The following is a 26193-nucleotide window of genomic DNA, read 5'->3' on the forward strand; positions in this document are numbered from 1 at the left end:
TGGTAATGCCGGGCGACAACATCAAAATGGTTGTTACCCTGATTCACCCGATCGCGATGGACGACGGTCTGCGTTTCGCAATCCGTGAAGGCGGCCGTACCGTTGGCGCGGGCGTTGTAGCTAAAGTTCTGGGCTAATTATTAGTTCTGAATGAAAAAGGGCGCTTCGGCGCCCTTTTTGCTGCTCGTCATCTGGCGTCGAGCAAAATCATGTTTGTATGAAAAAAGAACATCTCTTTGAGTATTTAATCAACGCACTATTGTAATTATAACTATTCTCATTTACACTTTTGAGCATAAATTGAACGGGAGTCGGTATGTACGTTTGTTTGTGTAATGGTGTAAACGATAAAAAAATTCGTCAGGCCGTTCGTCAATTTCATCCACAGTCTTTTCAGCAATTGCGCAAATTCATTCCTGTTGGAAATCAATGCGGTAAATGTGTCCGTGCCGCCCGTGAGATTATGGAAGATGAATTAACCCGCATGCCGGAATACCAGGAGAGCGCTTAAGAGCTCAGGCTTTTCTTTGACATCTTTATAGCCCGAACTACGCTTCAATAAGTGGAAGCGGAGGGACTATATAATGAAAGGTGATGTCAAAATCATAAGTTATCTCAATAAATTGTTGGGAAATGAGCTTGTCGCAATAAATCAGTACTTTCTTCACGCCAGAATGTTCAAGAACTGGGGCCTGATGCGCCTCAATGATGTTGAATATCATGAATCCATCGATGAAATGAAACACGCCGATAAGTACATCGAGCGCATTCTCTTCCTTGAAGGTATCCCCAATCTGCAGGATCTTGGCAAGCTGGGCATCGGTGAAGATGTCGAGGAGATGCTGCAATCTGATTTACGACTGGAACTCGAAGGCGCAAAAGATCTACGTGAGGCGATCGCTTATGCCGACAGCGTCCATGACTATGTCAGTCGCGACATGCTTATTGAAATCCTGACAGACGAAGAAGGCCATATTGACTGGCTGGAAACGGAGCTGGATCTGATTGGTAAATTAGGACTGCAAAACTATCTCCAGTCACAAATCAAAGTGGCTGACTGACTAGCGTTTGCCACCCGCACCAAAAACCCGCTGCAGCCAAAAAAGGGCCAAAAGGCAGCGGGTTGTTCAATGAGCGCTGTACTTTCCCGAGAATCATCAATAGCAGCATGACTCCACCGGCGAAGACCGTCGCCATAAAAACCAGCTGCGGCAGCATTTGCCAACCGTGCCACGCGCCAAGTGCGGCCAGAAATTTGACATCGCCATAGCCAAGCCCTTCATAACCGCGAACCCCCCGATAGAGCCAGTAGAGGCACGTGAAAGCCAGATAGCCGCCGATGGCGCCGCCAACGGCATACTCCAGCTGTAGCGGAGCGTAGTAAAGATAATAGAACAGCCCGCTCCAGAGCAGGGGGCAGGTCAGGCGATCGGGAAGCAGGCCGTAGCGCAGATCGTACCAGCAGAGGGCGAGCGACAGACCGCTATAGAGAAGTAATAAGAGGGGCATCATCGATAAGGTTCCCTGGCGATGGGGATATGCGCGGAGTCTGGTCGAAAAAGAGAGGGATAGCAAAGGCCCGTATTCATTATCGCGAGGGGCCATCCGCGGTATTAACTCAGTTTTCACTACTTTCTATGCCCGCTCGTCGCGGCACGCAAAAATGATTGCTGATTTTGTATGCAGCACTTGCGTCGAGCCCGAATTTGCGTATAATGCGCGGGCCTGTCAAAATTGGCAGGCTGGTTCGATATGAACCCTGATAGAGCTTTTAGCTATCAAACAATGTTCCCAATTGGGGAACTATGTAAGAACGGTTACACTCTCCCATCAATCGTAATGGGTATGAGGAGTAACCATTTCGTCTATAAATAATTGGAGCTCTGGTCTCATGCAGAACCAAAGAATCCGTATCCGTCTTAAAGCGTTTGATCATCGTCTGATCGATCAATCAACCGCGGAAATCGTCGAGACTGCCAAGCGCACTGGTGCGCAGGTCCGTGGTCCGATCCCGCTGCCGACCCGCAAAGAGCGCTTTACCGTTCTGATTTCTCCGCACGTCAACAAAGATGCGCGCGATCAGTACGAAATCCGCACTCACAAGCGTCTGGTTGACATCGTTGAGCCAACTGAGAAAACCGTTGATGCTCTGATGCGTCTGGATCTGGCTGCCGGTGTAGACGTGCAGATCAGCCTGGGTTAATCAGGTCATCGAGCGATTGAGAGGTTGAAACAATGATTGGTTTAGTCGGTAAAAAAGTGGGCATGACCCGCATCTTCACTGAAGATGGCGTATCTATCCCAGTAACCGTAATCGAAGTTGAAGCAAACCGTGTTGCTCAGGTCAAAGACCTGGCTAACGATGGTTACCGCGCAATTCAGGTTACCACCGGTGCTAAAAAAGCTAACCGTGTAACCAAGCCGGAAGCTGGTCACTTCGCTAAAGCTGGCGTAGAAGCTGGCCGTGGTCTGTGGGAATTCCGTCTTGCTGACGGCGAAGAATTCACCGTAGGTCAGAGCATTAGCGTTGAACTGTTTGCTGACGTTAAAAAAGTTGACGTAACCGGTACCTCTAAAGGTAAAGGTTTTGCTGGTACCGTTAAGCGCTGGAACTTCCGTACCCAGGACGCTACTCACGGTAACTCCTTGTCCCACCGCGTTCCGGGTTCTATCGGTCAGAACCAGACTCCGGGCAAAGTGTTCAAAGGCAAGAAAATGGCAGGTCAGCTGGGTAATGAGCGTGTCACCGTTCAGAGCCTGGACGTAGTACGTGTTGACGCTGAGCGCAACCTGCTGCTGGTTAAAGGTGCGGTCCCGGGTGCAACCGGTAGCGACCTGATCGTTAAACCAGCTGTGAAGGCGTAAGGGGATAGCAATGGAATTAGTATTGAAAGACGCGCAGAGCGCGCTGACTGTTTCCGAAACTACCTTCGGTCGTGATTTCAACGAAGCGCTGGTTCACCAGGTTGTAGTTGCTTATGCAGCTGGTGCTCGTCAGGGTACTCGTGCTCAGAAGACTCGTGCTGAAGTAACTGGTTCAGGCAAAAAGCCGTGGCGCCAGAAAGGTACCGGCCGTGCGCGTTCAGGTTCTATCAAGAGCCCGATCTGGCGTTCCGGTGGCGTAACCTTCGCTGCTCGTCCGCAGGACCACAGTCAAAAAGTTAACAAAAAGATGTACCGCGGCGCGCTGAAAAGCATTCTGTCCGAACTGGTACGTCAGGATCGTCTGATCGTTGTCGAGAAGTTCTCTGTTGAAGCGCCTAAAACTAAGCTGCTGGCACAGAAACTGAAAGACATGGCTCTGGAAGATGTGCTGATCATCACCGGTGAGCTGGACGAGAACCTGTTCCTGGCTGCGCGCAACCTGCACAAGGTTGACGTACGCGATGCAACTGGTATCGACCCGGTTAGCCTGATCGCCTTCGACAAAGTCGTAATGACTGCTGATGCTGTTAAGCAAGTTGAGGAGATGCTGGCATGATTCGTGAAGAACGTCTGCTGAAGGTGCTGCGTGCACCGCACGTTTCTGAAAAAGCGTCTGCTGCGATGGAAAAAACAAACACCATCGTTCTCAAAGTTGCTAAAGACGCGACCAAAGCAGAAATCAAAGCTGCTGTGCAGAAACTGTTTGAAGTCGAAGTCGAAGTCGTTAACACCCTGGTAGTTAAAGGGAAAGTTAAACGTCACGGACAGCGTATCGGTCGTCGTAGCGACTGGAAAAAAGCTTACGTCACCCTGAAAGAAGGCCAGAATCTGGACTTCGTTGGCGGCGCTGAGTAAGTCGGAGGAGTAATACAATGGCAGTTGTTAAATGTAAACCGACATCTCCGGGTCGTCGCCACGTTGTTAAAGTGGTTAACCCTGAGCTGCACAAGGGCAAACCTTTTGCTCCGTTGCTGGAAAAAAACAGCAAATCCGGTGGTCGTAACAACAATGGCCGTATCACCACCCGTCATATCGGTGGTGGCCACAAGCAGGCTTACCGTATTGTTGACTTCAAACGCAACAAAGATGGTATCCCGGCAGTTGTTGAGCGTCTTGAGTACGATCCGAACCGTTCCGCGAACATCGCGCTGGTTCTGTACAAAGATGGCGAACGCCGTTACATCCTGGCCCCTAAAGGCCTGAAAGCTGGCGACCAGATTCAGTCTGGCGTTGATGCTGCAATCAAAGCAGGCAACACCCTGCCGATGCGCAATATCCCGGTTGGTTCTACCGTTCATAACGTAGAAATGAAACCAGGTAAAGGCGGTCAGCTGGCTCGTTCCGCTGGTACTTACGTTCAGATCGTTGCTCGCGACGGTGCTTATGTCACCCTGCGTCTGCGTTCTGGTGAAATGCGTAAAGTCGAAGCAGACTGCCGCGCTACTCTGGGCGAAGTTGGCAATGCTGAGCATATGCTGCGCGTACTGGGTAAAGCAGGTGCTGCACGCTGGCGTGGTGTTCGTCCTACCGTTCGCGGTACTGCGATGAACCCAGTCGACCACCCACATGGTGGTGGTGAAGGTCGTAACTTTGGTAAGCACCCGGTATCCCCGTGGGGCCTGCAGACCAAAGGTAAGAAGACCCGCAGCAACAAGCGTACTGATAAATTCATCGTACGTCGCCGTAGCAAATAATTTTAGAGGATAAGCCATGCCACGTTCTCTCAAGAAAGGTCCTTTTATTGACCTGCACTTGCTGAAGAAGGTAGAGAAAGCGGTGGAAAGCGGAGACAAGAAGCCCCTGCGCACTTGGTCCCGTCGTTCAACGATCTTTCCTAACATGATCGGTTTGACCATCGCTGTCCATAATGGTCGTCAGCACGTTCCAGTTTTTGTTTCCGACGAAATGGTTGGTCACAAACTGGGTGAATTCGCACCGACTCGTACTTATCGCGGCCACGCTGCTGATAAAAAAGCGAAGAAGAAATAAGGTAGGAGGAAGAGATGGAAACTTTAGCTCAACATCGCCATGCTCGTTCTTCTGCTCAGAAGGTTCGCCTTGTAGCTGACCTGATTCGCGGTAAGAAAGTGTCGCAGGCCCTGGATATTCTGACCTACACCAACAAGAAAGCTGCTGTACTGGTCAAGAAGGTACTGGAATCTGCCATTGCTAACGCTGAACACAACGATGGCGCTGACATTGACGATCTGAAAGTTGCGAAAATTTTCGTAGACGAAGGCCCGAGCATGAAGCGCATTATGCCGCGTGCGAAAGGTCGTGCAGATCGCATCCTGAAGCGCACCAGCCACATCACTGTGGTTGTGTCCGATCGCTGAGACTCTGGAGACTAGCAATGGGTCAGAAAGTACATCCTAATGGTATTCGCCTGGGTATTGTCAAACCATGGAACTCTACCTGGTTCGCGAACACCAAAGAATTCGCTGACAACCTGGACAGCGATTTTAAAGTACGTCAGTTCCTGACTAAAGAACTGGCTAAAGCGTCCGTATCTCGTATCGTTATCGAGCGTCCGGCTAAGAGCATCCGTGTGACTATTCACACTGCTCGCCCGGGCATCGTGATCGGTAAGAAAGGCGAAGACGTAGAAAAACTGCGCAAGGTCGTAGCGGATATCGCTGGCGTTCCTGCACAGATCAATATCGCCGAAGTTCGTAAGCCAGAACTGGACGCTAAATTGGTTGCTGACAGCATCACTTCTCAGCTGGAACGTCGCGTTATGTTCCGTCGTGCGATGAAGCGTGCTGTACAGAACGCAATGCGTCTGGGCGCTAAAGGTATCAAAGTTGAAGTTAGCGGCCGTCTGGGCGGCGCGGAAATCGCACGTACCGAATGGTACCGTGAAGGTCGCGTACCGCTGCACACTCTGCGTGCTGACATCGACTACAACACCTCTGAAGCGCACACCACTTACGGTGTAATCGGCGTTAAGGTATGGATCTTCAAAGGCGAGATCCTGGGTGGTATGGCTGCTGTTGAACAACCGGAACCGGCTGCTCAACCTAAAAAGCAGCAGCGTAAAGGCCGTAAATAAGGAGCGTCGCTGATGTTACAACCAAAGCGTACAAAATTCCGTAAAGTGCACAAAGGCCGCAACCGTGGTCTGGCGCAGGGTACGGATGTTAGCTTCGGCACTTTCGGTCTGAAAGCTGTTGGCCGTGGTCGTCTGACTGCACGTCAGATCGAAGCAGCACGTCGTGCTATGACCCGTGCAGTTAAGCGTCAAGGTAAGATCTGGATCCGTGTATTCCCGGACAAACCGATCACCGAGAAGCCGCTGGAAGTTCGTATGGGTAAAGGTAAAGGTAACGTGGAGTACTGGGTTGCCTTGATTCAGCCGGGTAAAGTCCTTTATGAAATGGACGGCGTACCGGAAGAGCTGGCCCGTGAAGCCTTCGGCCTGGCAGCAGCGAAACTGCCTATCAAAACCACCTTTGTAACTAAGACGGTGATGTAATGAAAGCAAAAGAGCTGCGTGAAAAAAGCGTTGAAGAGCTGAACGCTGAGCTGCTGAACCTGCTGCGTGAGCAGTTCAACCTGCGTATGCAGGCTGCAAGTGGCCAGCTGCAACAGACTCATCTGCTGAAGCAAGTGCGTCGTGATGTTGCACGCGTTAAGACTTTACTGACTGAGAAGGCGGGTGCGTAATGACCGATAAAATCCGTACTCTGCAAGGTCGCGTAGTTAGCAATAAAATGGAGAAATCCATCGTTGTTGCTATCGAACGTTTTGTGAAACACCCGATCTACGGTAAATTCATCAAGCGTACGACCAAACTGCACGTACATGACGAGAACAACGAATGCGGTATCGGCGACGTGGTCGAAATCCACGAATGCCGTCCGCTGTCCAAGACTAAGTCCTGGACGCTGGTTCGCGTTGTAGAGAAAGCAGTTCTGTAATAGAGCCTGCATTCTCAACGGATAAACGGCTCAGCGATGAGCCGTTTATTTTTTCTACCCATATCCGATTTCCGGTGTTATAATGCCGCGCCCTCGATATGGGGATTTTTAACGGCCCGACTTTGGGTCTCAGTAGTAGTTGACATTAGCGGAGCACTAAAATGATCCAAGAACAGACTATGCTGAACGTCGCCGACAACTCCGGTGCACGTCGCGTAATGTGTATCAAGGTTCTGGGTGGCTCGCACCGTCGCTACGCAGGCGTAGGCGACATCATCAAGATCACCATCAAGGAAGCAATTCCGCGTGGTAAGGTCAAGAAAGGTGATGTGCTGAAGGCGGTAGTGGTGCGCACCAAGAAGGGTGTTCGTCGCCCGGACGGTTCTGTCATTCGCTTCGATGGTAATGCATGCGTTATTCTGAACAATAACAGCGAGCAGCCCATCGGTACGCGTATTTTTGGGCCGGTAACTCGTGAGCTTCGTACCGAGAAGTTCATGAAAATTATCTCTCTGGCACCAGAAGTACTCTAAGGAGCGAATCATGGCAGCGAAAATCCGTCGTGATGACGAAGTTATCGTGTTAACCGGTAAAGATAAAGGTAAACGCGGTAAAGTTAAGAATGTCTTGTCTTCCGGCAAGCTCATTGTTGAAGGTATCAACCTGGTTAAGAAACACCAGAAGCCGGTTCCGGCTCTGAACCAACCAGGCGGCATCGTTGAAAAAGAAGCTGCTATTCAGGTTTCTAACGTTGCAATCTTCAATGCGGCAACCGGCAAGGCTGACCGTGTAGGCTTTAGATTCGAAGACGGCAAAAAAGTCCGTTTCTTCAAGTCTAACAGCGAAACTATCAAGTAATTTGGAGTAGTACGATGGCGAAACTGCATGATTACTACAAAGACGAAGTAGTTAATAAACTCATGACTGAGTTTAACTACAATTCTGTCATGCAAGTCCCTCGGGTCGAGAAGATCACCCTGAACATGGGTGTTGGTGAAGCGATCGCTGACAAGAAACTGCTGGATAACGCAGCAGCTGATCTGACAGCAATCTCCGGTCAAAAGCCGTTGATCACCAAAGCACGCAAATCAGTTGCAGGCTTCAAAATCCGTCAGGGCTATCCGATCGGCTGTAAAGTAACTCTGCGTGGCGAACGCATGTGGGAGTTCTTTGAGCGCCTGATCACTATTGCTGTACCGCGTATCCGTGACTTCCGTGGCTTGTCCGCTAAGTCTTTCGACGGTCGTGGTAACTACAGCATGGGTGTCCGTGAGCAGATCATCTTCCCAGAAATCGACTACGATAAAGTCGACCGCGTTCGTGGTTTGGATATTACCATTACCACTACTGCGAAATCTGATGAAGAAGGCCGCGCTCTGCTGGCTGCCTTTGACTTCCCGTTCCGCAAGTAAGGTAGGGTTACTTAATGGCTAAGCAATCAATGAAAGCACGCGAAGTAAAGCGCGTGGCTTTAGCTGATAAATTCTTCGCTAAACGCGCTGAACTGAAAGCTATCATCTCTGATGTGAACGCAACCGACGAAGATCGTTGGAATGCCGTTCTCAAGCTGCAGACTCTGCCGCGTGATTCCAGCCCGTCTCGTCAGCGTAACCGCTGCCGTCAAACAGGTCGTCCGCATGGTTTCCTGCGGAAGTTCGGGTTGAGCCGTATCAAGGTCCGTGAAGCCGCAATGCGCGGTGAAATCCCGGGTCTGAAAAAGGCTAGCTGGTAATTGTCACCAATTGAATCACGGGAGTAAAGACAGATGAGCATGCAAGATCCGATCGCGGATATGCTGACCCGTATCCGTAACGGTCAGGCCGCGAATAAAGCTGCGGTCACCATGCCTTCCTCCAAGCTGAAAGTGGCAATTGCCAACGTGCTGAAGGAAGAAGGCTTTATTGAAGATTTTAAAGTTGAAGGCGACATCAAGCCGGAACTGGAACTGACTCTTAAGTATTTCCAGGGTAAAGCTGTTGTAGAAAGCATTCAGCGTGTCAGCCGCCCAGGTCTGCGCATCTATAAGCGTAAAGATGAGCTGCCAAAAGTTATGGCGGGTCTGGGTATCGCAGTTATTTCTACCTCTAAAGGTGTTATGACTGATCGTGCAGCGCGCCAAGCTGGTCTTGGTGGCGAAATTATCTGCTACGTAGCCTAATCGGAGGAAAAAATGTCTCGTGTTGCTAAAGCACCGGTCGTTATTCCTGCCGGCGTTGACGTAAAAATCAACGGTCAGGTTATTACGATCAAAGGTAAGAATGGCGAGCTGACTCGTACTCTCAACGATGCTGTTGAAGTTAAACATGCAGATAATGCACTGACCTTCGGTCCGCGTGATGGTTTCGCAGACGGTTGGGCTCAGGCTGGTACCGCGCGTGCCCTGCTTAACTCAGTAGTTATCGGTGTTACCGAAGGCTTCACTAAAAAGCTTCAGCTGGTTGGTGTAGGTTATCGTGCAGCGGTTAAAGGGGATGTAGTAAACCTGGCTTTAGGTTTCTCTCATCCTGTTGAACACAAACTGCCGGCCGGTATCACTGCAGAATGCCCGACTCAAACTGAAATCGTGCTGAAAGGCGCTGATAAGCAGGTGATCGGTCAGGTTGCAGCAGATCTGCGCGCCTACCGTCGTCCTGAGCCTTATAAAGGCAAGGGTGTTCGTTACGCCGACGAAGTCGTGCGTACCAAAGAGGCTAAGAAGAAGTAAGGTAACACTATGGATAAGAAATCTGCTCGTATCCGTCGTGCGACCCGCGCACGCCGCAAGCTCCAGGAGCTGGGTGCAACTCGCCTGGTGGTACATCGTACCCCGCGTCATATTTACGCACAGGTAATTGCACCGAACGGTTCTGAAGTTCTGGTAGCTGCTTCTACTGTAGAAAAAGCTATCGCTGAACAACTGAAGTACACCGGTAACAAAGACGCGGCTGCAGCTGTGGGTAAAGCTGTTGCTGAACGCGCTCTGGAAAAAGGCATCAAAGATGTTTCCTTTGACCGTTCCGGGTTCCAATATCATGGTCGTGTCCAGGCACTGGCAGATGCTGCCCGTGAAGCTGGCCTTCAGTTCTAAGGTAGAGGTGTAAGATGGCTCACATCGAAAAACAAGCTGGCGAACTGCAGGAAAAGCTGATCGCGGTTAACCGCGTATCTAAAACCGTTAAAGGTGGTCGTATTTTCTCCTTCACAGCTCTGACTGTAGTTGGTGATGGTAATGGCCGCGTAGGTTTTGGTTACGGTAAAGCGCGTGAAGTTCCAGCAGCGATCCAGAAAGCGATGGAAAAAGCCCGTCGCAATATGATTAACGTCGCGCTGAACCACGGCACCCTGCAACACCCGGTTAAAGGTGTTCACACGGGTTCTCGTGTATTCATGCAGCCAGCTTCCGAAGGTACCGGTATCATCGCCGGTGGTGCAATGCGCGCCGTTCTGGAAGTTGCTGGAGTTCATAACGTTCTGGCTAAAGCATATGGTTCCACCAACCCGATCAACGTGGTTCGTGCAACTATTGATGGCCTGGAAAATATGAATTCTCCAGAAATGGTCGCTGCCAAGCGTGGTAAATCCGTTGAAGAAATTCTGGGGAAATAAACCATGGCAAAGACTATTAAAATTACTCAAACCCGCAGTGCAATCGGTCGTCTGCCGAAACACAAGGCAACGCTGCTTGGCCTGGGTCTGCGTCGTATTGGTCACACCGTAGAACGCGAGGATACTCCTGCTGTTCGTGGTATGGTCAACGCGGTTTCCTTTATGGTTAAAGTTGAGGAGTAAGAGATGCGTTTAAATACTCTGTCTCCGGCCGAAGGCTCCAAAAAGGCGGGTAAACGCCTTGGTCGTGGTATCGGTTCTGGCCTCGGTAAAACCGGTGGTCGTGGTCACAAAGGTCAGAACTCTCGTTCTGGCGGTGGCGTACGTCGCGGTTTCGAGGGTGGTCAGATGCCTCTGTACCGTCGTCTGCCGAAATTCGGCTTCACTTCTCGTAAAGCGATGATCACTGCAGAAGTTCGTCTGTCTGATCTGGCTCACGTAGAAGGCGATGTAGTCGACCTGAACACGCTGAAAGCAGCTAACATTATCGGTATTCAGATTGAGTTCGCGAAAGTGATCCTGTCTGGTGAGGTAGCTCGTCCGGTAACTGTTCGTGGCCTGCGTGTGACTAAAGGTGCTCGTGCTGCTATCGAAGCTGCTGGCGGTAAAATTGAGGAATAAGTAGCAGATGGCTAAGCAACCGGGATTAGATTTTCAAAGTGCCAAAGGTGGACTTGGCGAACTGAAACGCAGACTTTTGTTTGTTATCGGTGCGCTGATTGTGTTCCGTATTGGTTCTTTTATTCCGATCCCTGGTATTGATGCCGCTGTACTTGCCAAACTGCTTGAGCAACAGCGAGGCACCATCATTGAAATGTTCAACATGTTCTCTGGTGGTGCTCTCAGCCGTGCTTCTATCTTTGCTTTGGGTATCATGCCGTATATTTCGGCATCGATTATTGTCCAACTGTTGACGGTTGTTTATCAGCCGCTGGCAGAAATAAAGAAAGAAGGGGAGTCTGGTCGTCGTAAGATCAGCCAGTACACCCGCTACGGTACTCTGGTGCTGGCGATATTCCAGTCGATCGGTATTGCTACCGGTCTGCCGAATATGCCTGGTATGCAGGGCCTGGTGATGAATCCAAGCTTTGCATTCTATTTCACCGCTGTTGTAAGTCTGGTCACAGGGACGATGTTCCTGATGTGGCTCGGCGAACAGATTACTGAACGTGGTATCGGTAACGGTATTTCGATCATTATCTTCGCTGGTATTGTTGCGGGTCTCCCGCCAGCCATCGCCCATACTATCGAGCAAGCGCGTCAAGGCGACCTGCACTTCCTCCTGTTGCTGTTGGTTGCAGTATTAGTATTTGCCGTGACCTTCTTTGTTGTATTCGTAGAACGTGGTCAACGCCGCATTGTGGTGAACTACGCGAAGCGTCAACAAGGTCGTCGTGTCTATGCTGCACAGAGCACACATTTACCGCTGAAAGTGAATATGGCAGGGGTTATCCCGGCAATCTTCGCTTCCAGTATTATTCTGTTCCCTGCGACCATCGCGTCATGGTTCGGGGGCGGAACCGGTTGGAACTGGCTGACAACAATTTCGCTGTATTTGCAGCCTGGGCAACCGCTTTATGTGTTACTCTATGCGTCTGCAATCATATTCTTCTGTTTCTTCTACACGGCGTTGGTTTTCAACCCGCGTGAAACAGCAGATAACCTGAAGAAGTCCGGTGCATTTGTACCAGGAATTCGTCCGGGAGAGCAAACGGCGAAGTATATTGATAAAGTGATGACTCGCCTGACCCTGGTTGGTGCGTTATACATTACCTTTATCTGCCTGATCCCGGAGTTCATGCGTGATGCAATGAAAGTGCCGTTCTACTTCGGTGGAACCTCGCTGCTTATTGTTGTCGTTGTGATTATGGACTTTATGGCTCAAGTGCAAACTCTGATGATGTCAAGTCAGTACGAGTCTGCATTGAAGAAGGCGAACCTGAAAGGCTACGGCCGCTAACAGGGCGCCCGAGAAGTTACGGAGAGTAAAAATGAAAGTTCGTGCTTCCGTCAAGAAATTATGCCGTAACTGCAAAATCGTTAAGCGTGATGGCGTCATCCGCGTGATTTGCAGTGCCGAGCCAAAGCATAAACAGCGCCAAGGCTGATTTTTTCGCATATTTTTCTTGCAAAGTTGGATTGAGCTGGCTAGATTAGCCAGCCAATCTTTTGTATGTCTGTGCGTTTCCATTTGAGTATCCTGAAAACGGGCTTTTCAGCATGGTGCGTACATATTAAATAGTAGGAGTGCATAGTGGCCCGTATAGCAGGCATTAACATTCCTGATCAGAAACATACCGTAATCGCATTAACTGCTATTTTCGGTATCGGCAAGACCCGCTCTAAAGCCATCTGTGCTGACACGGGTATCGCTGAAAATGTTAAGATCAGTGAGCTGTCTGAAGAACAAATTGAATCCCTGCGTGAAGCAGTAGGTAAATTTGTCGTTGAAGGTGATCTGCGCCGTGAAATCACCCTGAGCATCAAGCGTCTGATGGACCTTGGTTGCTATCGTGGTTTACGCCATCGTCGTGGTCTTCCGGTTCGCGGTCAGCGTACTAAGACCAACGCACGTACCCGTAAGGGTCCGCGTAAACCGATCAAGAAATAATCGGGGTGATTGAATAATGGCAAAGGCACCAGTTCGTGCACGTAAGCGTGTAAGAAAACAAGTCTCTGATGGCGTGGCTCATGTCCATGCTTCTTTTAACAACACCATCGTTACCATTACCGATCGTCAGGGTAACGCACTGGGTTGGGCAACAGCCGGTGGTTCCGGTTTCCGTGGTTCTCGCAAATCCACTCCGTTTGCAGCTCAGGTTGCAGCAGAGCGTTGCGCTGAAGCCGTAAAAGAATACGGCATCAAGAATCTGGAAGTTATGGTCAAAGGTCCGGGTCCGGGTCGCGAATCTACCATTCGTGCACTGAACGCCGCTGGTTTCCGCATCACTAATATTACTGATGTGACTCCGATCCCTCATAACGGTTGTCGTCCGCCGAAAAAACGTCGCGTATAACGCGCTCGTTTCTAGGATTGTTGGAGAAAGAAAATGGCAAGATATTTGGGTCCTAAGCTCAAGCTGAGCCGTCGTGAGGGCACCGACTTATTCCTTAAGTCTGGCGTTCGCGCGATCGATACCAAGTGTAAAATTGAACAAGCTCCTGGCCAGCACGGTGCGCGTAAGCCGCGTCTGTCTGACTATGGTGTGCAGTTGCGTGAAAAGCAAAAAGTTCGCCGTATGTACGGTGTGCTGGAGCGTCAGTTCCGTAACTACTATAAAGAAGCAGCACGTCTGAAAGGCAACACCGGTGAAAACCTGTTAGCTCTGCTGGAAGGTCGTCTGGACAACGTTGTATACCGTATGGGCTTCGGCGCGACTCGTGCTGAATCACGTCAGCTGGTTAGCCACAAAGCTATCATGGTAAACGGTCGTGTTGTTAACATTGCTTCTTATCAGGTTAAAGCGAACGACGTTGTTAGCATTCGTGAGAAAGCGAAAAAGCAATCTCGCGTGAAAGCCGCTCTGGAGCTGGCTGAGCAGCGTGAAAAGCCAACCTGGCTGGAAGTTGATGCTGGCAAGATGGAAGGTACGTTCAAGCGTCAGCCGGAACGTTCTGATCTGTCTGCGGACATTAACGAACACCTGATCGTCGAGCTTTACTCCAAGTAAAGCTTAGTACCAAAGAGAGGACACAATGCAGGGTTCTGTGACAGAGTTTCTAAAACCGCGCCTGGTCGATATCGAGCAAGTGAGTTCGACGCACGCCAAGGTGACCCTTGAGCCTTTAGAGCGTGGCTTTGGCCATACTCTGGGTAACGCACTGCGCCGTATTCTGCTCTCATCGATGCCGGGTTGCGCGGTGACCGAGGTTGAGATTGATGGTGTACTGCACGAGTACAGCACCAAAGAAGGCGTTCAGGAAGATATCCTTGAAATCCTGCTCAACCTGAAAGGGCTTGCGGTGAGAGTTCAGGGTAAAGATGAAGTCATCCTTACTTTGAATAAATCTGGCATTGGCCCTGTGACCGCAGCCGACATTACCCATGACGGTGATGTCGAAATCGTCAAGCCGCAACATGTGATCTGCCACCTGACCGATGAGAACGCTGCTATTAGCATGCGTATCAAAGTTCAGCGCGGTCGCGGTTATGTGCCGGCTTCTGCCCGAATTCATTCGGAAGAAGATGAGCGCCCAATCGGCCGTCTGCTGGTCGACGCATGCTACAGCCCGGTAGAGCGTATTGCCTACAATGTTGAAGCAGCGCGTGTAGAACAGCGTACCGACCTGGACAAGCTGGTCATCGAAATGGAAACCAACGGCACAATCGATCCTGAAGAGGCGATTCGTCGTGCGGCAACCATCCTGGCAGAACAACTGGAAGCTTTCGTTGACTTACGTGATGTACGTCAGCCGGAAGTGAAAGAAGAGAAACCAGAATTCGATCCGATCCTGCTGCGCCCTGTTGACGATCTCGAATTGACTGTCCGCTCTGCTAACTGCCTCAAGGCAGAAGCTATCCACTATATCGGTGATCTGGTACAGCGTACCGAGGTTGAGTTGCTGAAAACGCCGAACCTGGGTAAAAAATCTCTTACCGAGATTAAAGACGTGCTGGCTTCACGTGGTCTGTCTCTGGGCATGCGCCTGGAAAACTGGCCACCGGCAAGCATTGCTGACGAGTAACCGGATCACAGGTTAAGGTTTTACTGAGAAGGATAAGGTCATGCGCCATCGTAAGAGTGGTCGTCAACTGAACCGCAACAGCAGCCATCGCCAGGCTATGTTCCGTAACATGGCTGGTTCGCTGGTTCGTCATGAAATCATCAAGACGACCCTGCCGAAAGCGAAAGAACTGCGTCGCGTAGTTGAGCCGCTGATTACTCTTGCCAAGACTGATAGCGTTGCTAATCGTCGTCTGGCATTCGCCCGTACTCGTGATAACGAGATCGTGGCAAAACTGTTTAACGAGCTGGGCCCGCGTTTCGCGAGCCGCGCCGGTGGTTACACTCGCATTCTGAAGTGTGGCTTCCGTGCAGGCGACAACGCGCCGATGGCATACATCGAGCTGGTTGATCGTGCTGAGCTGAAAGCAGAAGCTGCTGCAGAGTAATCTGTAGTAACGTAAAAAAACCCGCCTCGGCGGGTTTTTTTATATCCTCGCTACGGCTGCTTCACTACAATATCTGTATTCTTTTTGTTCATCCCCGGAGCCGAATGATGTGGTTGCTGGATCAGTGGGCAGAACGCCATATCCTTGACGCACAAACCAAAGGCGAGTTTGATGATCTTCCTGGTCGTGGAGAGCCACTGACTTTGGACGATGACCTGCATGTGCCACCTGAACTACGCGCGGGCTACCGCTTACTCAAAAATGCCGGCTGTCTGCCTCCTGAACTTGAGCAACGACGAGAAGCCGTTGCGCTGGTCGATTTATTAAAAGCGGCCCGTCCGGACGATCCGCACTATGCAGAGCTCAGCCGCCGACTTGCGTTACTGGAACTGAAGTTACGCCAGGCAGGATTGAATACTGATTTTTTACGCGGTGAATATGCTGACAGGCTTCAGAATAAAATTGATGAGGAGTAGGTATGTACCGTATTGGTGAACTCGCAAAGCTGGCTGATGTCACACCCGATACCATTCGCTACTATGAAAAACAGCAGATGATGGCTCACGATGTACGTACAGAAGGTGGATTTCGCCTCTATACCGAGAACGACCTTCAGCGCCTGCGTTTCATCCGCTATGCCCGTCAGCTCGGGTTTACCCTTGAAGCGATCCGCGAATTATTGTCGATCCGTGTCGATCCGGAGCATCATACCTGTCAGGAGTCAAAAGGCATTGTTCAGGCACGCCTGAGCGAAGTCGACGCACGAATTAAAGAGCTACAAACAATGCGCCGTTCATTGCAACGACTCAATGAGGCCTGCTGCGGCACAGCTCATAGCAGCGTGTATTGTTCTATTCTCGAGGCCCTTGAGCAAGGAGCCAGTAGTGCTACGGTGGAACGTTGATTTTTTCATCGCGCGGATCTACACTCGCGCCGATCTCATTCACATTCAGGAGCTATTATGAGCCGCTATCAACATACGAAAGGGCAAATAAAAGACAATGCCATTGAGGCGTTGCTACATGACCCGTTATTCAGACAGAGAGTAGAGAAAAACCGGAAGGGGAAAGGTAGCTACCAACGTAAAGATAAACATGTGGGGCGGAATGACCGGGAGGCCAGTGGCAAAAGAGTGAATCACTTTTTTACCACTGGCCTTCTGCTTTCTGTTGCCTGATTACGAACGGTTATTCTGTTCTTTCAGCAGATCGCGAATCTCACTCAACAAGACTTCTTCTTTCGTTGGTGCCGGTGGCGCAGCAGGAGCTTCTGCCTTTTTGCGATTCAGGTTATTCATCAGCTTGATTGCCATAAAAATGGCAAAGGCCACGATCACGAAATCAAACACGTTCTGGATAAACACCCCATAATGCATTACAACAGCCGGGACATCGCCCTGTGCATCGCGTAACGTGACGGCGAACGATTTAAAATCAATTCCACCAATCAGCAGGCCAAGTGGCGGCATAATAATATCGGCAACCAGTGACGATACAATTTTACCAAATGCCGCACCAATGATGACACCCACTGCTAAATCAACAACATTCCCGCGCATCGCGAAGTCGCGAAACTCTTTTAAAATACTCATTTTATTCTCCATAAACCCGCTAACAGAAGTAAGTTTATCAAATGTATTTCCATTTGCCATTGCTGTTGAATAATTGCTAAAAAATATTATCCCCTGATATATAAAGGATAATCAAAAAGGGCGCCATACAGGCGCCCGTGCAATTAGAGGAAGAAAGGACTGGGTTGGAAAAGACGCTCGACGTCGGATATAAATTTTTTGTCGGTCAGAAACATAATGACGTGATCGCCCTGTTCAATACGCAGGTTATTATTCGCGATCATTACGTCATTGCCACGGACGACAGCACCGATGATCGTGCCCGGCGGTAGCTTGATCTCATCGATCGCGCGACCTACTACACGGGAGGTACTTTCATCGCCGTGAGCCACAGCTTCAATGGCCTCCGCGACACCGCGGCGCAGTGAGGAGACGCCAACAATATCAGCCTTACGGACATGGCTCAGCAGGGCGGAGATCGTGGCTTGCTGCGGCGATATAGCAATATCGATCACGCTACCCTGCACCAGATCGACGTAGGCTTTCCGCTGGATCAACACCATGACTTTTTTAGCGCCCATCCGTTTGGCCAGCATTGCGGACATGATATTAGCTTCATCGTCGTTGGTGACGGCAATAAAGAGATCCACTTGATCGATGTGTTCTTCCGCCAGCAGCTCCTGATCCGAGGCATCGCCATAGAAGACGATCGTATTCTGTAGTTTCTCCGCAAGCTCGGCGGCGCGTTGCTGATCGCGTTCGATCAGCTTAACGCTGTAATCTTTCTCAAGACGACGAGCAAGACCTGCGCCGATATTCCCCCCGCCAACCAGCATGATGCGCTTATAGGGTTTTTCCAGGCGCTGTAGCTCACTCATGACGGCACGAATATGCTGCGATGCGGCAATGAAGAATACTTCATCGCCGGCTTCAACGATTGTCGAACCCTGCGGGCGAATGGGCCTGTCGTGGCGGAAAATGGCCGCTACGCGAGTATCGATATGCGGCATGTGTTCGCGCATTGTCGAGAGCGCATTCCCCACCAGTGGACCGCCGTAGTAGGCTTTTACCACCGCGAGGCTGACTTTACCTTCGGCAAAGTTTACGACCTGCAGTGCTCCCGGGTATTCAATAAGTCGGTAGATGTTGTCGATAACTAACTGTTCAGGGGCGATCAGATGATCGATAGGCACCGCTTCCGAGTGGAACAGTTTTTCGGCATCCCGTACATAATCCGGAGAACGGATACGCGCAATACGATTAGGCGTATTGAACAGTGAATAGGCAACCTGGCAGGCGACCATATTGGTTTCATCTGAACTGGTTACGGCAACCAGCATGTCGGCATCATCGGCGCCTGCTTCACGCAGCACGCGTGGATGGGAACCGTGCCCCTGAACAACGCGAAGGTCGAATTTATCCTGCAGGCTGCGCAGGCGGTCACCATTGGTGTCGACCAGGGTGATATCGTTGTTCTCTCCCACGAGGTTTTCCGCGAGAGTTCCGCCTACCTGACCGGCGCCCAGAATAATAATCTTCATCAGCAGTGATCCATTATTTCCGATGTTTGATCAGCTTAGCGTAAAAGAACCCGTCACCCTCTTCTGCGCCGGGCAAATTTTGCACGCCCGGCTGCTCAGGCGTGCCGGTGAGGCTGAGCTCTGCATCTGGCGTACGCTTCAGGAATGCAGCAATTTGCTGGCTATTCTCTTCCGGAAGAATTGAGCAGGTCGCGTAGACCAGTGTTCCGCCAGGTTTCAGGTGAGGCCAGATGGCGTCAAGAATCTCCGCCTGCAGCTGGGCCAGCTCGGCAATGTCGCGATCGCGGCGTAGCCATTTAATATCCGGATGACGACGAATGACGCCGGTTGCTGAACAGGGGGCATCGAGCAGAATGCGATCGAACTGTTCGTCTTCGCACCACTGAGCGGGATAGCGGCCATCACCCTGCTTCACCTGCGCTTTCATGCCGAGTCGCTTCAGGTTGTCATAGACACGCGACAGGCGCTGCTCATCAATATCAACCGCCAGGACGCTGGCCTGCGGCGCAACTTCCAGAATATGCGTCGTTTTACCGCCGGGGGCAGCACACAGGTCGAGGATTCTCTCGCCGTTTTCCGGGGTCAGGTAGCGCATACAGCCCTGGGCTGAAGCATCCTGGACGGTAACCCAGCCCTGGTCGAATCCTGGTAATGCCTGAACGGGGGCCGGCGTGGCCAGACGCACCGCATCCGGATAATCAGGGTGGGTAAACCCGTGCAGTCCGGCCTCTTCCAGCAGCGCAAGCCACTCATCGCGTGAATGATGACTGCGGTTTACGCGCAGCCACATGGGCGGGCGTTGGTTATTTGCATCGACAATAGCCTGCCATTGCTGCGGCCATGATTTTTGCAGACGCTTGAGCAGCCATGCCGGATGAAGAAAACGACTCTCACTTTGGGCAAATTCGGCCAACAAAGCTTCCTGCTGGCGCTGAAACTGGCGTAAAACGCCGTTGATAAGTCCCTTCAACTGCGGGCGTTTGATAGCTACCGCGCCTTCCACCGTTTCTGCCAGCGCAGCATGGGCCGGAATGCGGGTATAGAGCAGCTGATAAAACCCCACCATAATTAAATAGTGAACGGTTCGCTGTTTGCCCGTCATCGGGCGAGCCATCAGTTTGTTAACCAGCCAGTCCAGCTGGCTGAGGGTACGCAGGACACCAAAGCACAGCTCTTGCAGCAGCGCTTTGTCCTTTTCCCCGACCTTTTGCTGTAATGGCGGCAGAACGTTACTTAATGACTGACCTTGCTCGACAACCTGCTCAACGGCTTTCGCCGCCAGACTGCGTAAATTTAGATTTTTTTTCATAACCGCAAAATAAAAATGCCCGGTAAACCCGGGCCTTAGAAATGACTACCGTCAGGAGAGACGGTTACCGGGGATAAACCATTCCCGGCGAGAATTTAGCAAGTCCTGGGCGCTCATTGCTTTTTTACCTGCCGGCTGCAATGACTCGAGGTTCAGGATGCCATTGCCGGTTGCCACCTGAATGCCTTGCTTGCCAGCGGCCACGATCGTACCAGGTTCAGCACCGCTGGTTTCAGCAATGACGGATGCCTGCCACACTTTCACCGGTTGCTCATCAATTTCCAGCCAGCTCATGGGCCACGGGTTGAAGGCGCGAATACAACGTTCGAGCTGCGCAGCGGAAAGAGACCAGTCAATGCGCGCTTCTTCTTTACTGAGCTTCTCAGCGTAGGTCACCAATGCCTCATCCTGGACTTCCGGCTGAGTCGAGCCGTCTGCGAGCTGAGTTAACGTTTCCAGTAACCCTTGTGGGCCGAGCTCTGCCAGCTTGTCATACAGACTGGCGCTGGTATCTTGCGCAGCGATCGGGCAGGAGAGTTTATGCAGCATGTCTCCTGTATCCAGACCGACATCCATCTGCATGATGGTCACACCGGTTTCGGCATCACCCGCCCAGAGTGAGCGCTGTATAGGCGCCGCTCCGCGCCAGCGCGGCAGAAGAGAACCGTGGACGTTAATACAGCCAAGGCGCGGCATATCCAGAACCGCTTTTGGCAGAATCAGTCCATACGCGACGACGACCATGACATCGGCATTAAGCGAGGAGACCAGCTGCTGGTTTTCCTGTGGACGCAGGGATGCCGGCTGGAATACCGGCAAATTGTTAGCTTCAGCCAGCACTTTTACCGGGCTCGGCATGAGCTTTTTACCGCGGCCAGCGGGGCGATCGGGCTGGGTAAATACGCCAACGATCTGGTGCCCAGACGACAGCAGCGCATCGAGATGACGCGCTGCAAAATCGGGGGTTCCCGCAAAGATAATACGTAGTGATTGTGACACGTTAGTCCTTGTCCTCAGGCACGCGTACGCAAACGGTCCAGTTTTTCAACTTTCTGGCGAATACGCTGTTGTTTTAGCGGCGACAGATAATCGATAAACAGTTTGCCTACCAGGTGATCCATTTCATGCTGGATACAGATAGCCAGCAGGCCGTCAGCATTCAGTTCAAACGGCTTGCCTTCGCGATCCAATGCACGAATCTTCACGGTTTCGGCACGTGGCACCAGTGCACGCTGTTCCGGGATAGACAAGCAACCTTCTTCGATGCCCGTTTCACCGTCTTTTTCCAACAGCTCCGGGTTGATTAACACCAGCTGCTCTTCACGGTTTTCTGAGACATCGATAACGATAATGCGCTGATGAATATCCACCTGGGTAGCGGCCAGACCAATACCTTCTTCCGCGTACATCGTCTCGAACATATCATCGACGATACGTTGAATTTCCGCATTAACTTCTTTTACCGGTTCAGCGACTTTGCGAAGGCGCTCGTCCGGGATATGTAACACTTGCAAAACTGCCATAAAGATCCAGAGTCGTATTCAGGAGTTGATAAGATTATTAGCTCTATTCTAGACAAAACCCCCTGTAATTGACAGTCTCGCTGTCCAATCGCAAAGATTGTTAAAGCCACTTATGGCAGGGGAAAGGGATGGCACCTACGGAGATCTGGCTGCGTCTGATGAAGGTGAACGGCCTTTATGGTGACGGGATGGTGATGGCTGCCAGAATACTGCATGCAGCCCCGGTGCCAGATAGCGAAGTATTGTACGTCTGCGGTCTGAGCGCAGCGCAAGCGAAGCAATTTCTATCCGTTAGCCAACGAGAGCTTGAGTCTACCCTATTGTGGCTGGAGCAACCCGGGCGCCACCTGCTGCTGGCCGATAGTCCTTATTATCCACCCCGACTGCGCGCCATCGCTGACTATCCCGGCGCGCTTTTCGTTTGTGGGGATTTAGCCGTGTTAAGCAGTTTACAGCTGGCCGTTGTCGGCAGCCGCTCCCACTCCTGGTACGGTGCCCGGTGGGGGAAACAGTTCAGTGAAGACCTGGCGCATCTTGGTATCACCATTACCAGCGGCCTGGCGATCGGCATTGACGGCGTCGCTCACCGCGGCGCACTTGAGGCGCGCGGGAAGACAATCGGCGTACTTGGCAATGGGTTAGGCGCAATCTACCCACGCCGTCATCATGCATTAGCCGGAAAGATAGTGGAAAGCGGAGGAGCATTGCTGTCTGAGTTTCCCCTTTCAACCTCCCCGTGGCCGGGAAATTTCCCTCGTCGGAATCGAATTATCAGCGGACTCAGTATTGGCGTGCTGGTGATTGAGGCCGCTCTGAAAAGCGGCTCGCTGGTGACGGTTCGCTGTGCGCTGGAACAAGGAAGAGAGGTTTTTGCATTACCCGGGCCGGTAGGTAATCCGGGTTCCGAAGGCCCACACTGGCTGATTAAACAAGGCGCCATCCCCGTGACATCAGCGCAAGATATCATCGACCATTGCCAGCAGGAGCTGCGATGGCTCCAGGATGTGCCTGACAAGATAAATAATTGCATGGATCCGCCTCCCGTAGCATTGCCATTTCCAGAGCTCCTGGCTAACGTAGGAGATGAGGTAACACCTGTTGACGTTGTCGCTGAACGTGCCGGCCAATCTGTGCCAGTGACCGTAGCTCAGCTACTTGAACTGGAGTTAGCAGGCTGGATCGCAGCTGTACCCGGCGGCTATGTCCGATTAAGGAGGGCAAGCCATGTTCGACGTACTCATGTATTTGTTTGAGACTTACATCCAAAACGAAGCAGAAATGCGCGTGGACCAGGATAAACTGACCCGGGATCTCACCGATGCAGGATTCGATCGGGAAGATATCTACAACGCGTTGATGTGGCTCGAGAAACTGGCTGACTATCAGGAGGGGCTCGTTGCTCCCATGCAGCTTGCTTCTGACCCGCTCTCTTTGCGGATTTATACCGAAGAAGAGTGTCTGCGTCTGGATGCCAGTTGCCGGGGATTTTTATTATTCCTCGAGCAGATTCAGGTGTTGAACCTCGAAACGCGGGAAATGGTGATAGAGCGTGTGCTGGCTCTGGATACAGCAGAATTTGATCTGGAAGACCTGAAATGGGTGATCCTGATGGTACTGTTTAATATTCCGGGCTGCGAAAATGCCTATCAACAAATGGAAGAATTACTCTTCGAAGTAAATGAAGGTATGCTGCACTAATCTTATTGCGGCAACATCGAGTTGTTATGACCAAATCAGCACTGTTTTCGGTGCGTAAAAATGAGCCCTGCCCACAGTGCGGGGCTGAACTGGTAATCCGCTCCGGGAAACACGGGCCGTTTCTCGGCTGCTCGCACTATCCGGACTGTGACTATGTCCGTCCGCTGAAAAATCAGGCGGACGGACATATCGTAAAGGTACTGGAGGGGCAGGAGTGTCCGTCTTGCGGTGCCGTTATGGTGTTGCGCCAGGGGCGCTTCGGTATGTTTATTGGTTGCAGCCGTTATCCGGAATGTGAGCATACTGAAACTATTGATAAGCCTGACGAAACAGCAATTTCCTGCCCGCAGTGTGGGCAAGGGCAGCTGGTTCAGCGCCGTTCTCGTTTCGGCAAAACTTTTCATTCCTGCGATCGTTACCCCGATTGCCAGTTCGTTATCAACTTCAAACCGGTAGCGGGTGAATGCCCTGAATGCCACTATCCGCTATTAATCGAAAAGAAAACGGCGCAGGGCGTCAGACGCTTTTGTGCCAGTAAACAATGTGGAAAGCCGATCCCGGCGGAACAAATCAGTGAATAAGAACCTGCACTCAGAAACCGTCGCCCATGCCGTGACGGTACTGCATAACGAACATGTCATCGCCTATCCAACAGAAGCCGTTTTTGGCGTAGGTTGCGATCCTGACAGCGAAGCGGCGGTCATGCGCCTGCTGGCGCTTAAACAACGCCCCGTTGAGAAGGGGCTCATCCTGATCGCGGCCAGCTACGAACAGCTGATACCTTATATTGATGATTCGCAGCTTAATGATACACAGCGAGCGGCGATCTTCTCCTGCTGGCCGGGGCCGGTCACTTTTGTCTTTCCGGCTCGTGCCACAACGCCACGCTGGCTGACCGGGCGCTTCGATTCCCTGGCGGTACGCGTCAGCGATCATCCGCTGGTGGTCGAATTGTGTGAGGCCTATGGCAAACCGCTGGTTTCAACTAGCGCGAATTTATCCGGTCAGCCGCCTTGCCGCACCACGGCTGAAGTTCTGGCTCAGTTTGGCGCCAGTTTCCCGGTTGTCGATGGTGCAACGGGGGGGCGTCAGAATCCGTCTGAAATTCGCGATGCCCTGACGGGCGAACTCTTTCGCCAGGGGTAATTTATGCAAACCTACGCTGTCTTCGGAAATCCGATCGCCCACAGTAAGTCCCCCTCTATTCACCAGCGCTTTGCGCAACAGCTGCAGATTGCACATCCGTATGGGCGGGTTCTGGCGCCGCTGGACGATTTTATCCATACCCTGGATACCTTCTTCGCCGAAGGGGGAAAGGGCGCTAACGTTACCGTTCCATTCAAGGAAGAAGCGTTTGCCCGAGCGGATGAACTGACTGAGCGCGCGGCTCTGGCGGGGGCGGTGAATACCCTAAAGAGGCTGGATGATGGGCGTTTGTTGGGGGACAACACCGACGGGATTGGACTGCTGAGCGATCTGGAGCGGCTGGAGTTCATTAAACCGGGCTATCGGGTATTGCTTATTGGGGCCGGCGGCGCATCGCGGGGTGTCTTGTTACCCCTGCTATCACTGGATTGCGCTGTCACTATCGTCAACCGGACTTATTCCCGCGCGCAGGAGCTGGCGACGCTCTTTGCGCATACCGGTAGTGTATGCGCGCTTGAGATGGAATCGCTGGCTGGGCATGAGTTCGATCTCATTATTAATGCAACTTCCAGCGGTATCAGCGGTGATGTGCCGGCAGTTCCCGCGTCCTTAATCGATACGCACGTCTATTGTTATGACATGTTTTATCAGAAGGGCTGCACACCGTTTTTACACTGGTGCCAGAGTCATGGTGCGAAAATGTGTGCCGATGGGCTGGGTATGCTGGTGGCGCAGGCCGCCCACGCATTTCTGCTCTGGCATGGAGTCCTGCCAGAGATTACGCCGGTTATTCAGGCTTTGCATAAGGAACTGAATACGTGAATCAGGCGATTCAGTTTCCTGACAGAGAAGAGTGGGAGACCGACCGGCAGTGTGTCACCTTTCCCGCGCTGGTTAATGGTATGCAGCTCACCTGTGCAATCAGAGGCGCAACGTTACAGCAGCGCTTCGGCGGTGATACTCCTGAGCAGTGGCTGGCCGCGTTTTGTCTCCATCGCTGGGATCTGGAAGAAGAAGCTGAAGCATTGATCCGCGACCAGCAGGAAGATGATCAGGGCTGGGTGTGGGTCTCCTGATCCAGATAATCGTTTTTCCATTTCACATAGTTGTTTGCTGAATAGAGCAGACCTGCCCGCTCCGCCTCCGTCAGGGGGCGGATTTGTTTCACCGGGTTGCCAAAATAGAGATAGCCGCTTTCCAGCCGTTTGTTTTGCGGGACCAGGCTACCGGCGCCAATCATCACATCGTCTTCTACCACAACGCCATCCAGTAAAATCGAACCCATGCCAACCAGCACCCGATTGCCAATAGTACAACCGTGCAGCATGACCTTGTGACCGACGGTGACCTCTTCGCCAATGATCAGCGGATTCCCCTCAGGGTTAGAGGAGGATTTGTGGGTGACATGCAGCACGCTACCGTCCTGAATGTTAGTGCGGGCACCGATTGCCACGTAGTTAACATCTCCGCGAATAGCGACCAGCGGCCAGATGCTGACATCATCGGCCATTCGGACATCGCCGATCGCTACGCTGGTGGCATCGATCATCACTCGCTGGCCGGTTTGTGGGAATAAATCTTTATAAGGACGTAAATTAGCGGACATGGTTACCTCAATAAACCTGGGTTGTACGAAGACTTTGGTGGCTTTTGCTGCCACCTGCAACCCCTTATTGTGGTGAAAATTGAGCAATCTGAACAATAACGCCGCGAAAAGGGCGAAAAAACATCACTTGGAAAAAAAGATCGATAAAAGACTTGTGCAATAAAATGGGATCCCTATAATGCGCTCCCACTGACACGGCACATGTGAACGAGTTCACAGAGTAAGCCGGGTCGGCAGAGAAAAAATTCTGAAATTCA

The 26193-nt window shown here is 51.6% G+C and carries 48 protein-coding genes; 40 read left to right on the forward strand and 8 right to left on the reverse strand.

Annotation, left to right across the window (positions count from 1 at the left end; genetic code table 11):
* The 3 genes from ROR01S_RS26720 to bfr form a co-directional block, all read left to right on the forward strand.
* Positions 1–137, forward strand: a 137-nt coding sequence (locus ROR01S_RS26720; RefSeq protein WP_072163719.1) for an EF-Tu C-terminal domain-related protein, incomplete at its 5' end; no start/stop codon positions are given.
* A 179-nt stretch (positions 138–316) separates the two neighbouring features.
* Positions 317–511, forward strand: a complete 195-nt coding sequence (gene bfd, locus ROR01S_RS26725; protein ID WP_004868381.1) for a bacterioferritin-associated ferredoxin — start codon at positions 317–319, stop codon at positions 509–511.
* A 73-nt stretch (positions 512–584) separates the two neighbouring features.
* Positions 585–1061, forward strand: coding sequence for a bacterioferritin (bfr, locus tag ROR01S_RS25205; RefSeq protein ID WP_004868378.1), 477 nt, complete (start codon positions 585–587; stop codon positions 1059–1061).
* Here the strand turns inward: bfr and ROR01S_RS25210 are convergent.
* On the reverse strand, positions 1045–1512 hold the full coding sequence (locus ROR01S_RS25210) for a prepilin peptidase (protein WP_004868376.1): 468 nt from the start codon (positions 1510–1512) through the stop codon (positions 1045–1047). The two genes, bfr and ROR01S_RS25210, sit on opposite strands and share 17 nt — an antisense overlap.
* A 379-nt stretch (positions 1513–1891) precedes the next feature.
* Here ROR01S_RS25210 and rpsJ point away from each other — a divergent pair, with 379 nt between their 5' ends.
* The 31 genes from rpsJ to ROR01S_RS25365 all read left to right on the forward strand — a co-directional run bounded on the left by rpsJ (position 1892) and on the right by ROR01S_RS25365 (position 16720).
* The gene (rpsJ, locus tag ROR01S_RS25215) at positions 1892–2203 is read left to right on the forward strand and encodes a 30S ribosomal protein S10 (RefSeq protein ID WP_001181005.1); all 312 of its coding nucleotides are present in this window, start codon (positions 1892–1894) and stop codon (positions 2201–2203) included.
* 32 nt (positions 2204–2235) lie between these two features.
* On the forward strand, positions 2236–2865 hold the full coding sequence (gene rplC / locus ROR01S_RS25220; RefSeq protein WP_004868374.1) for a 50S ribosomal protein L3: 630 nt from the start codon (positions 2236–2238) through the stop codon (positions 2863–2865).
* Between the two features lie 10 nt (positions 2866–2875).
* Positions 2876–3481, forward strand: coding sequence for a 50S ribosomal protein L4 (rplD, locus tag ROR01S_RS25225; protein WP_000424395.1), 606 nt, complete (start codon positions 2876–2878; stop codon positions 3479–3481).
* A complete protein-coding gene (gene rplW, locus ROR01S_RS25230; protein ID WP_004868363.1) occupies positions 3478–3780 on the forward strand; it encodes a 50S ribosomal protein L23 in 303 nt (100 codons plus the stop codon). Before rplD ends, rplW begins: the two co-directional genes overlap by 4 nt.
* 17 nt (positions 3781–3797) lie before the next feature.
* Positions 3798–4619, forward strand: coding sequence for a 50S ribosomal protein L2 (gene rplB, locus ROR01S_RS25235; protein ID WP_002919786.1), 822 nt, complete (start codon positions 3798–3800; stop codon positions 4617–4619).
* Between the two features lie 16 nt (positions 4620–4635).
* Positions 4636–4914: a 30S ribosomal protein S19 gene (gene rpsS, locus ROR01S_RS25240; RefSeq protein ID WP_001138115.1), complete on the forward strand. Its 279-nt coding sequence runs from the start codon at positions 4636–4638 to the stop codon at positions 4912–4914.
* Between the two features lie 14 nt (positions 4915–4928).
* On the forward strand, positions 4929–5261 hold the full coding sequence (rplV, locus tag ROR01S_RS25245) for a 50S ribosomal protein L22 (protein ID WP_002919773.1): 333 nt from the start codon (positions 4929–4931) through the stop codon (positions 5259–5261).
* A gap of 17 nt (positions 5262–5278) precedes the next feature.
* Positions 5279–5977, forward strand: coding sequence for a 30S ribosomal protein S3 (gene rpsC / locus ROR01S_RS25250; RefSeq protein ID WP_002919766.1), 699 nt, complete (start codon positions 5279–5281; stop codon positions 5975–5977).
* Between the two features lie 12 nt (positions 5978–5989).
* Complete coding sequence (gene rplP / locus ROR01S_RS25255; RefSeq protein ID WP_002919759.1) at positions 5990–6400, forward strand: 50S ribosomal protein L16; 411 nt, start codon at positions 5990–5992, stop codon at positions 6398–6400.
* The gene (gene rpmC / locus ROR01S_RS25260) at positions 6400–6591 is read left to right on the forward strand and encodes a 50S ribosomal protein L29 (RefSeq protein ID WP_004868359.1); all 192 of its coding nucleotides are present in this window, start codon (positions 6400–6402) and stop codon (positions 6589–6591) included. The genes rplP and rpmC overlap by 1 nt, the downstream gene beginning before the upstream one ends.
* Complete coding sequence (gene rpsQ / locus ROR01S_RS25265) at positions 6591–6845, forward strand: 30S ribosomal protein S17 (RefSeq protein ID WP_004868357.1); 255 nt, start codon at positions 6591–6593, stop codon at positions 6843–6845. The genes rpmC and rpsQ overlap by 1 nt, the downstream gene beginning before the upstream one ends.
* 161 nt (positions 6846–7006) lie before the next feature.
* Positions 7007–7378, forward strand: a complete 372-nt coding sequence (gene rplN / locus ROR01S_RS25270) for a 50S ribosomal protein L14 (RefSeq protein ID WP_002919748.1) — start codon at positions 7007–7009, stop codon at positions 7376–7378.
* 10 nt (positions 7379–7388) lie between these two features.
* A complete protein-coding gene (gene rplX, locus ROR01S_RS25275; protein WP_004106345.1) occupies positions 7389–7703 on the forward strand; it encodes a 50S ribosomal protein L24 in 315 nt (104 codons plus the stop codon).
* Between the two features lie 14 nt (positions 7704–7717).
* Positions 7718–8257 (forward strand): 50S ribosomal protein L5, encoded by a 540-nt coding sequence (gene rplE, locus ROR01S_RS25280; RefSeq protein ID WP_001096206.1) that lies wholly within the window; start codon positions 7718–7720, stop codon positions 8255–8257.
* Positions 8258–8271: 14 nt separating this feature from the next.
* Complete coding sequence (rpsN, locus tag ROR01S_RS25285) at positions 8272–8577, forward strand: 30S ribosomal protein S14 (RefSeq protein WP_002919667.1); 306 nt, start codon at positions 8272–8274, stop codon at positions 8575–8577.
* A 33-nt stretch (positions 8578–8610) separates the two neighbouring features.
* Positions 8611–9003: a 30S ribosomal protein S8 gene (rpsH, locus tag ROR01S_RS25290; RefSeq protein WP_004106343.1), complete on the forward strand. Its 393-nt coding sequence runs from the start codon at positions 8611–8613 to the stop codon at positions 9001–9003.
* 12 nt (positions 9004–9015) lie between these two features.
* Positions 9016–9549 carry a 50S ribosomal protein L6 gene (rplF, locus tag ROR01S_RS25295; RefSeq protein ID WP_004868354.1) on the forward strand — a complete coding sequence of 178 codons (534 nt, stop codon included), beginning with the start codon at positions 9016–9018 and terminating at the stop codon, positions 9547–9549.
* Between the two features lie 9 nt (positions 9550–9558).
* Positions 9559–9912 carry a 50S ribosomal protein L18 gene (gene rplR / locus ROR01S_RS25300; RefSeq protein ID WP_000358960.1) on the forward strand — a complete coding sequence of 118 codons (354 nt, stop codon included), beginning with the start codon at positions 9559–9561 and terminating at the stop codon, positions 9910–9912.
* 14 nt (positions 9913–9926) lie between these two features.
* Positions 9927–10430 carry a 30S ribosomal protein S5 gene (rpsE, locus tag ROR01S_RS25305; protein WP_004106339.1) on the forward strand — a complete coding sequence of 168 codons (504 nt, stop codon included), beginning with the start codon at positions 9927–9929 and terminating at the stop codon, positions 10428–10430.
* Between the two features lie 3 nt (positions 10431–10433).
* Positions 10434–10613, forward strand: coding sequence for a 50S ribosomal protein L30 (rpmD, locus tag ROR01S_RS25310; RefSeq protein ID WP_001140434.1), 180 nt, complete (start codon positions 10434–10436; stop codon positions 10611–10613).
* Positions 10614–10616: 3 nt separating this feature from the next.
* A complete protein-coding gene (gene rplO, locus ROR01S_RS25315) occupies positions 10617–11051 on the forward strand; it encodes a 50S ribosomal protein L15 (protein ID WP_004868352.1) in 435 nt (144 codons plus the stop codon).
* 7 nt (positions 11052–11058) lie between these two features.
* Positions 11059–12390 carry a preprotein translocase subunit SecY gene (secY, locus tag ROR01S_RS25320; RefSeq protein ID WP_064359981.1) on the forward strand — a complete coding sequence of 444 codons (1332 nt, stop codon included), beginning with the start codon at positions 11059–11061 and terminating at the stop codon, positions 12388–12390.
* Positions 12391–12421: 31 nt separating this feature from the next.
* Positions 12422–12538, forward strand: coding sequence for a 50S ribosomal protein L36 (gene rpmJ / locus ROR01S_RS25325; protein WP_000868187.1), 117 nt, complete (start codon positions 12422–12424; stop codon positions 12536–12538).
* 146 nt (positions 12539–12684) lie between these two features.
* Positions 12685–13041 (forward strand): 30S ribosomal protein S13, encoded by a 357-nt coding sequence (gene rpsM / locus ROR01S_RS25330; RefSeq protein ID WP_004868349.1) that lies wholly within the window; start codon positions 12685–12687, stop codon positions 13039–13041.
* Positions 13042–13057: 16 nt separating this feature from the next.
* The gene (rpsK, locus tag ROR01S_RS25335) at positions 13058–13447 is read left to right on the forward strand and encodes a 30S ribosomal protein S11 (protein WP_004138423.1); all 390 of its coding nucleotides are present in this window, start codon (positions 13058–13060) and stop codon (positions 13445–13447) included.
* A gap of 33 nt (positions 13448–13480) precedes the next feature.
* The gene (rpsD, locus tag ROR01S_RS25340; protein WP_004868345.1) at positions 13481–14101 is read left to right on the forward strand and encodes a 30S ribosomal protein S4; all 621 of its coding nucleotides are present in this window, start codon (positions 13481–13483) and stop codon (positions 14099–14101) included.
* A gap of 25 nt (positions 14102–14126) precedes the next feature.
* A complete protein-coding gene (locus tag ROR01S_RS25345) occupies positions 14127–15116 on the forward strand; it encodes a DNA-directed RNA polymerase subunit alpha (protein ID WP_002919219.1) in 990 nt (329 codons plus the stop codon).
* 40 nt (positions 15117–15156) lie between these two features.
* Positions 15157–15543 (forward strand): 50S ribosomal protein L17, encoded by a 387-nt coding sequence (gene rplQ, locus ROR01S_RS25350; RefSeq protein ID WP_004868344.1) that lies wholly within the window; start codon positions 15157–15159, stop codon positions 15541–15543.
* 107 nt (positions 15544–15650) lie between these two features.
* Positions 15651–16019 (forward strand): DnaJ family domain-containing protein, encoded by a 369-nt coding sequence (locus tag ROR01S_RS25355; RefSeq protein ID WP_004868343.1) that lies wholly within the window; start codon positions 15651–15653, stop codon positions 16017–16019.
* 2 nt (positions 16020–16021) lie between these two features.
* A complete protein-coding gene (gene zntR, locus ROR01S_RS25360; protein ID WP_015585629.1) occupies positions 16022–16447 on the forward strand; it encodes a Zn(2+)-responsive transcriptional regulator in 426 nt (141 codons plus the stop codon).
* Between the two features lie 57 nt (positions 16448–16504).
* Complete coding sequence (locus ROR01S_RS25365) at positions 16505–16720, forward strand: alternative ribosome-rescue factor A (RefSeq protein WP_004868338.1); 216 nt, start codon at positions 16505–16507, stop codon at positions 16718–16720.
* On the opposite strand, the gene mscL is transcribed toward ROR01S_RS25365, so the two are convergent.
* The 5 genes from mscL to def all read right to left on the reverse strand — a co-directional run bounded on the left by mscL (position 16721) and on the right by def (position 21486).
* Positions 16721–17134 (reverse strand): large-conductance mechanosensitive channel protein MscL, encoded by a 414-nt coding sequence (gene mscL, locus ROR01S_RS25370; RefSeq protein ID WP_004868336.1) that lies wholly within the window; start codon positions 17132–17134, stop codon positions 16721–16723.
* A 143-nt stretch (positions 17135–17277) separates the two neighbouring features.
* Positions 17278–18654 (reverse strand): Trk system potassium transporter TrkA, encoded by a 1377-nt coding sequence (trkA, locus tag ROR01S_RS25375; protein WP_004868333.1) that lies wholly within the window; start codon positions 18652–18654, stop codon positions 17278–17280.
* A 13-nt stretch (positions 18655–18667) separates the two neighbouring features.
* On the reverse strand, positions 18668–19963 hold the full coding sequence (gene rsmB / locus ROR01S_RS25380) for a 16S rRNA (cytosine(967)-C(5))-methyltransferase RsmB (RefSeq protein WP_004868331.1): 1296 nt from the start codon (positions 19961–19963) through the stop codon (positions 18668–18670).
* Between the two features lie 51 nt (positions 19964–20014).
* Positions 20015–20962 carry a methionyl-tRNA formyltransferase gene (fmt, locus tag ROR01S_RS25385; RefSeq protein ID WP_015585632.1) on the reverse strand — a complete coding sequence of 316 codons (948 nt, stop codon included), beginning with the start codon at positions 20960–20962 and terminating at the stop codon, positions 20015–20017.
* 14 nt (positions 20963–20976) lie between these two features.
* Positions 20977–21486 carry a peptide deformylase gene (gene def / locus ROR01S_RS25390; protein WP_004868326.1) on the reverse strand — a complete coding sequence of 170 codons (510 nt, stop codon included), beginning with the start codon at positions 21484–21486 and terminating at the stop codon, positions 20977–20979.
* 128 nt (positions 21487–21614) lie between these two features.
* Between def and dprA the strand changes: the two genes are divergently transcribed.
* The 6 genes from dprA to ROR01S_RS25420 are packed head-to-tail and all read left to right on the forward strand — an operon-like array spanning position 21615 to position 25406.
* Positions 21615–22739: a DNA-protecting protein DprA gene (gene dprA, locus ROR01S_RS25395; RefSeq protein ID WP_004868325.1), complete on the forward strand. Its 1125-nt coding sequence runs from the start codon at positions 21615–21617 to the stop codon at positions 22737–22739.
* Complete coding sequence (gene smg / locus ROR01S_RS25400; protein ID WP_004868322.1) at positions 22711–23184, forward strand: DUF494 family protein Smg; 474 nt, start codon at positions 22711–22713, stop codon at positions 23182–23184. Before dprA ends, smg begins: the two co-directional genes overlap by 29 nt.
* Positions 23185–23210: 26 nt before the next feature.
* A complete protein-coding gene (locus tag ROR01S_RS25405) occupies positions 23211–23765 on the forward strand; it encodes a DNA topoisomerase family protein (RefSeq protein ID WP_004868321.1) in 555 nt (184 codons plus the stop codon).
* The gene (gene tsaC / locus ROR01S_RS25410) at positions 23758–24330 is read left to right on the forward strand and encodes an L-threonylcarbamoyladenylate synthase type 1 TsaC (RefSeq protein WP_004868318.1); all 573 of its coding nucleotides are present in this window, start codon (positions 23758–23760) and stop codon (positions 24328–24330) included. The genes ROR01S_RS25405 and tsaC overlap by 8 nt, the downstream gene beginning before the upstream one ends.
* A gap of 3 nt (positions 24331–24333) precedes the next feature.
* Positions 24334–25152, forward strand: coding sequence for a shikimate dehydrogenase (gene aroE, locus ROR01S_RS25415; RefSeq protein ID WP_004868316.1), 819 nt, complete (start codon positions 24334–24336; stop codon positions 25150–25152).
* Entirely contained in the window at positions 25149–25406 is a 258-nt protein-coding gene (locus tag ROR01S_RS25420; protein ID WP_004868313.1) for a DUF1488 family protein, read from the forward strand. The genes aroE and ROR01S_RS25420 overlap by 4 nt, the downstream gene beginning before the upstream one ends.
* Here ROR01S_RS25420 and ROR01S_RS25425 read toward each other — a convergent pair.
* Both ROR01S_RS25425 and ROR01S_RS27420 read right to left on the reverse strand, forming a co-directional pair.
* Positions 25382–25936, reverse strand: a complete 555-nt coding sequence (locus ROR01S_RS25425) for a gamma carbonic anhydrase family protein (protein WP_004868312.1) — start codon at positions 25934–25936, stop codon at positions 25382–25384. The two genes, ROR01S_RS25420 and ROR01S_RS25425, sit on opposite strands and share 25 nt — an antisense overlap.
* A gap of 64 nt (positions 25937–26000) precedes the next feature.
* Positions 26001–26193: hypothetical protein (locus tag ROR01S_RS27420; RefSeq protein WP_204279975.1), on the reverse strand; the 193-nt coding region annotated here is incomplete at its 5' end.

Source organism: Klebsiella ornithinolytica NBRC 105727 = ATCC 31898, assembly GCF_001598295.1.
Taxonomy (GTDB): domain Bacteria; phylum Pseudomonadota; class Gammaproteobacteria; order Enterobacterales; family Enterobacteriaceae; genus Klebsiella; species Klebsiella ornithinolytica.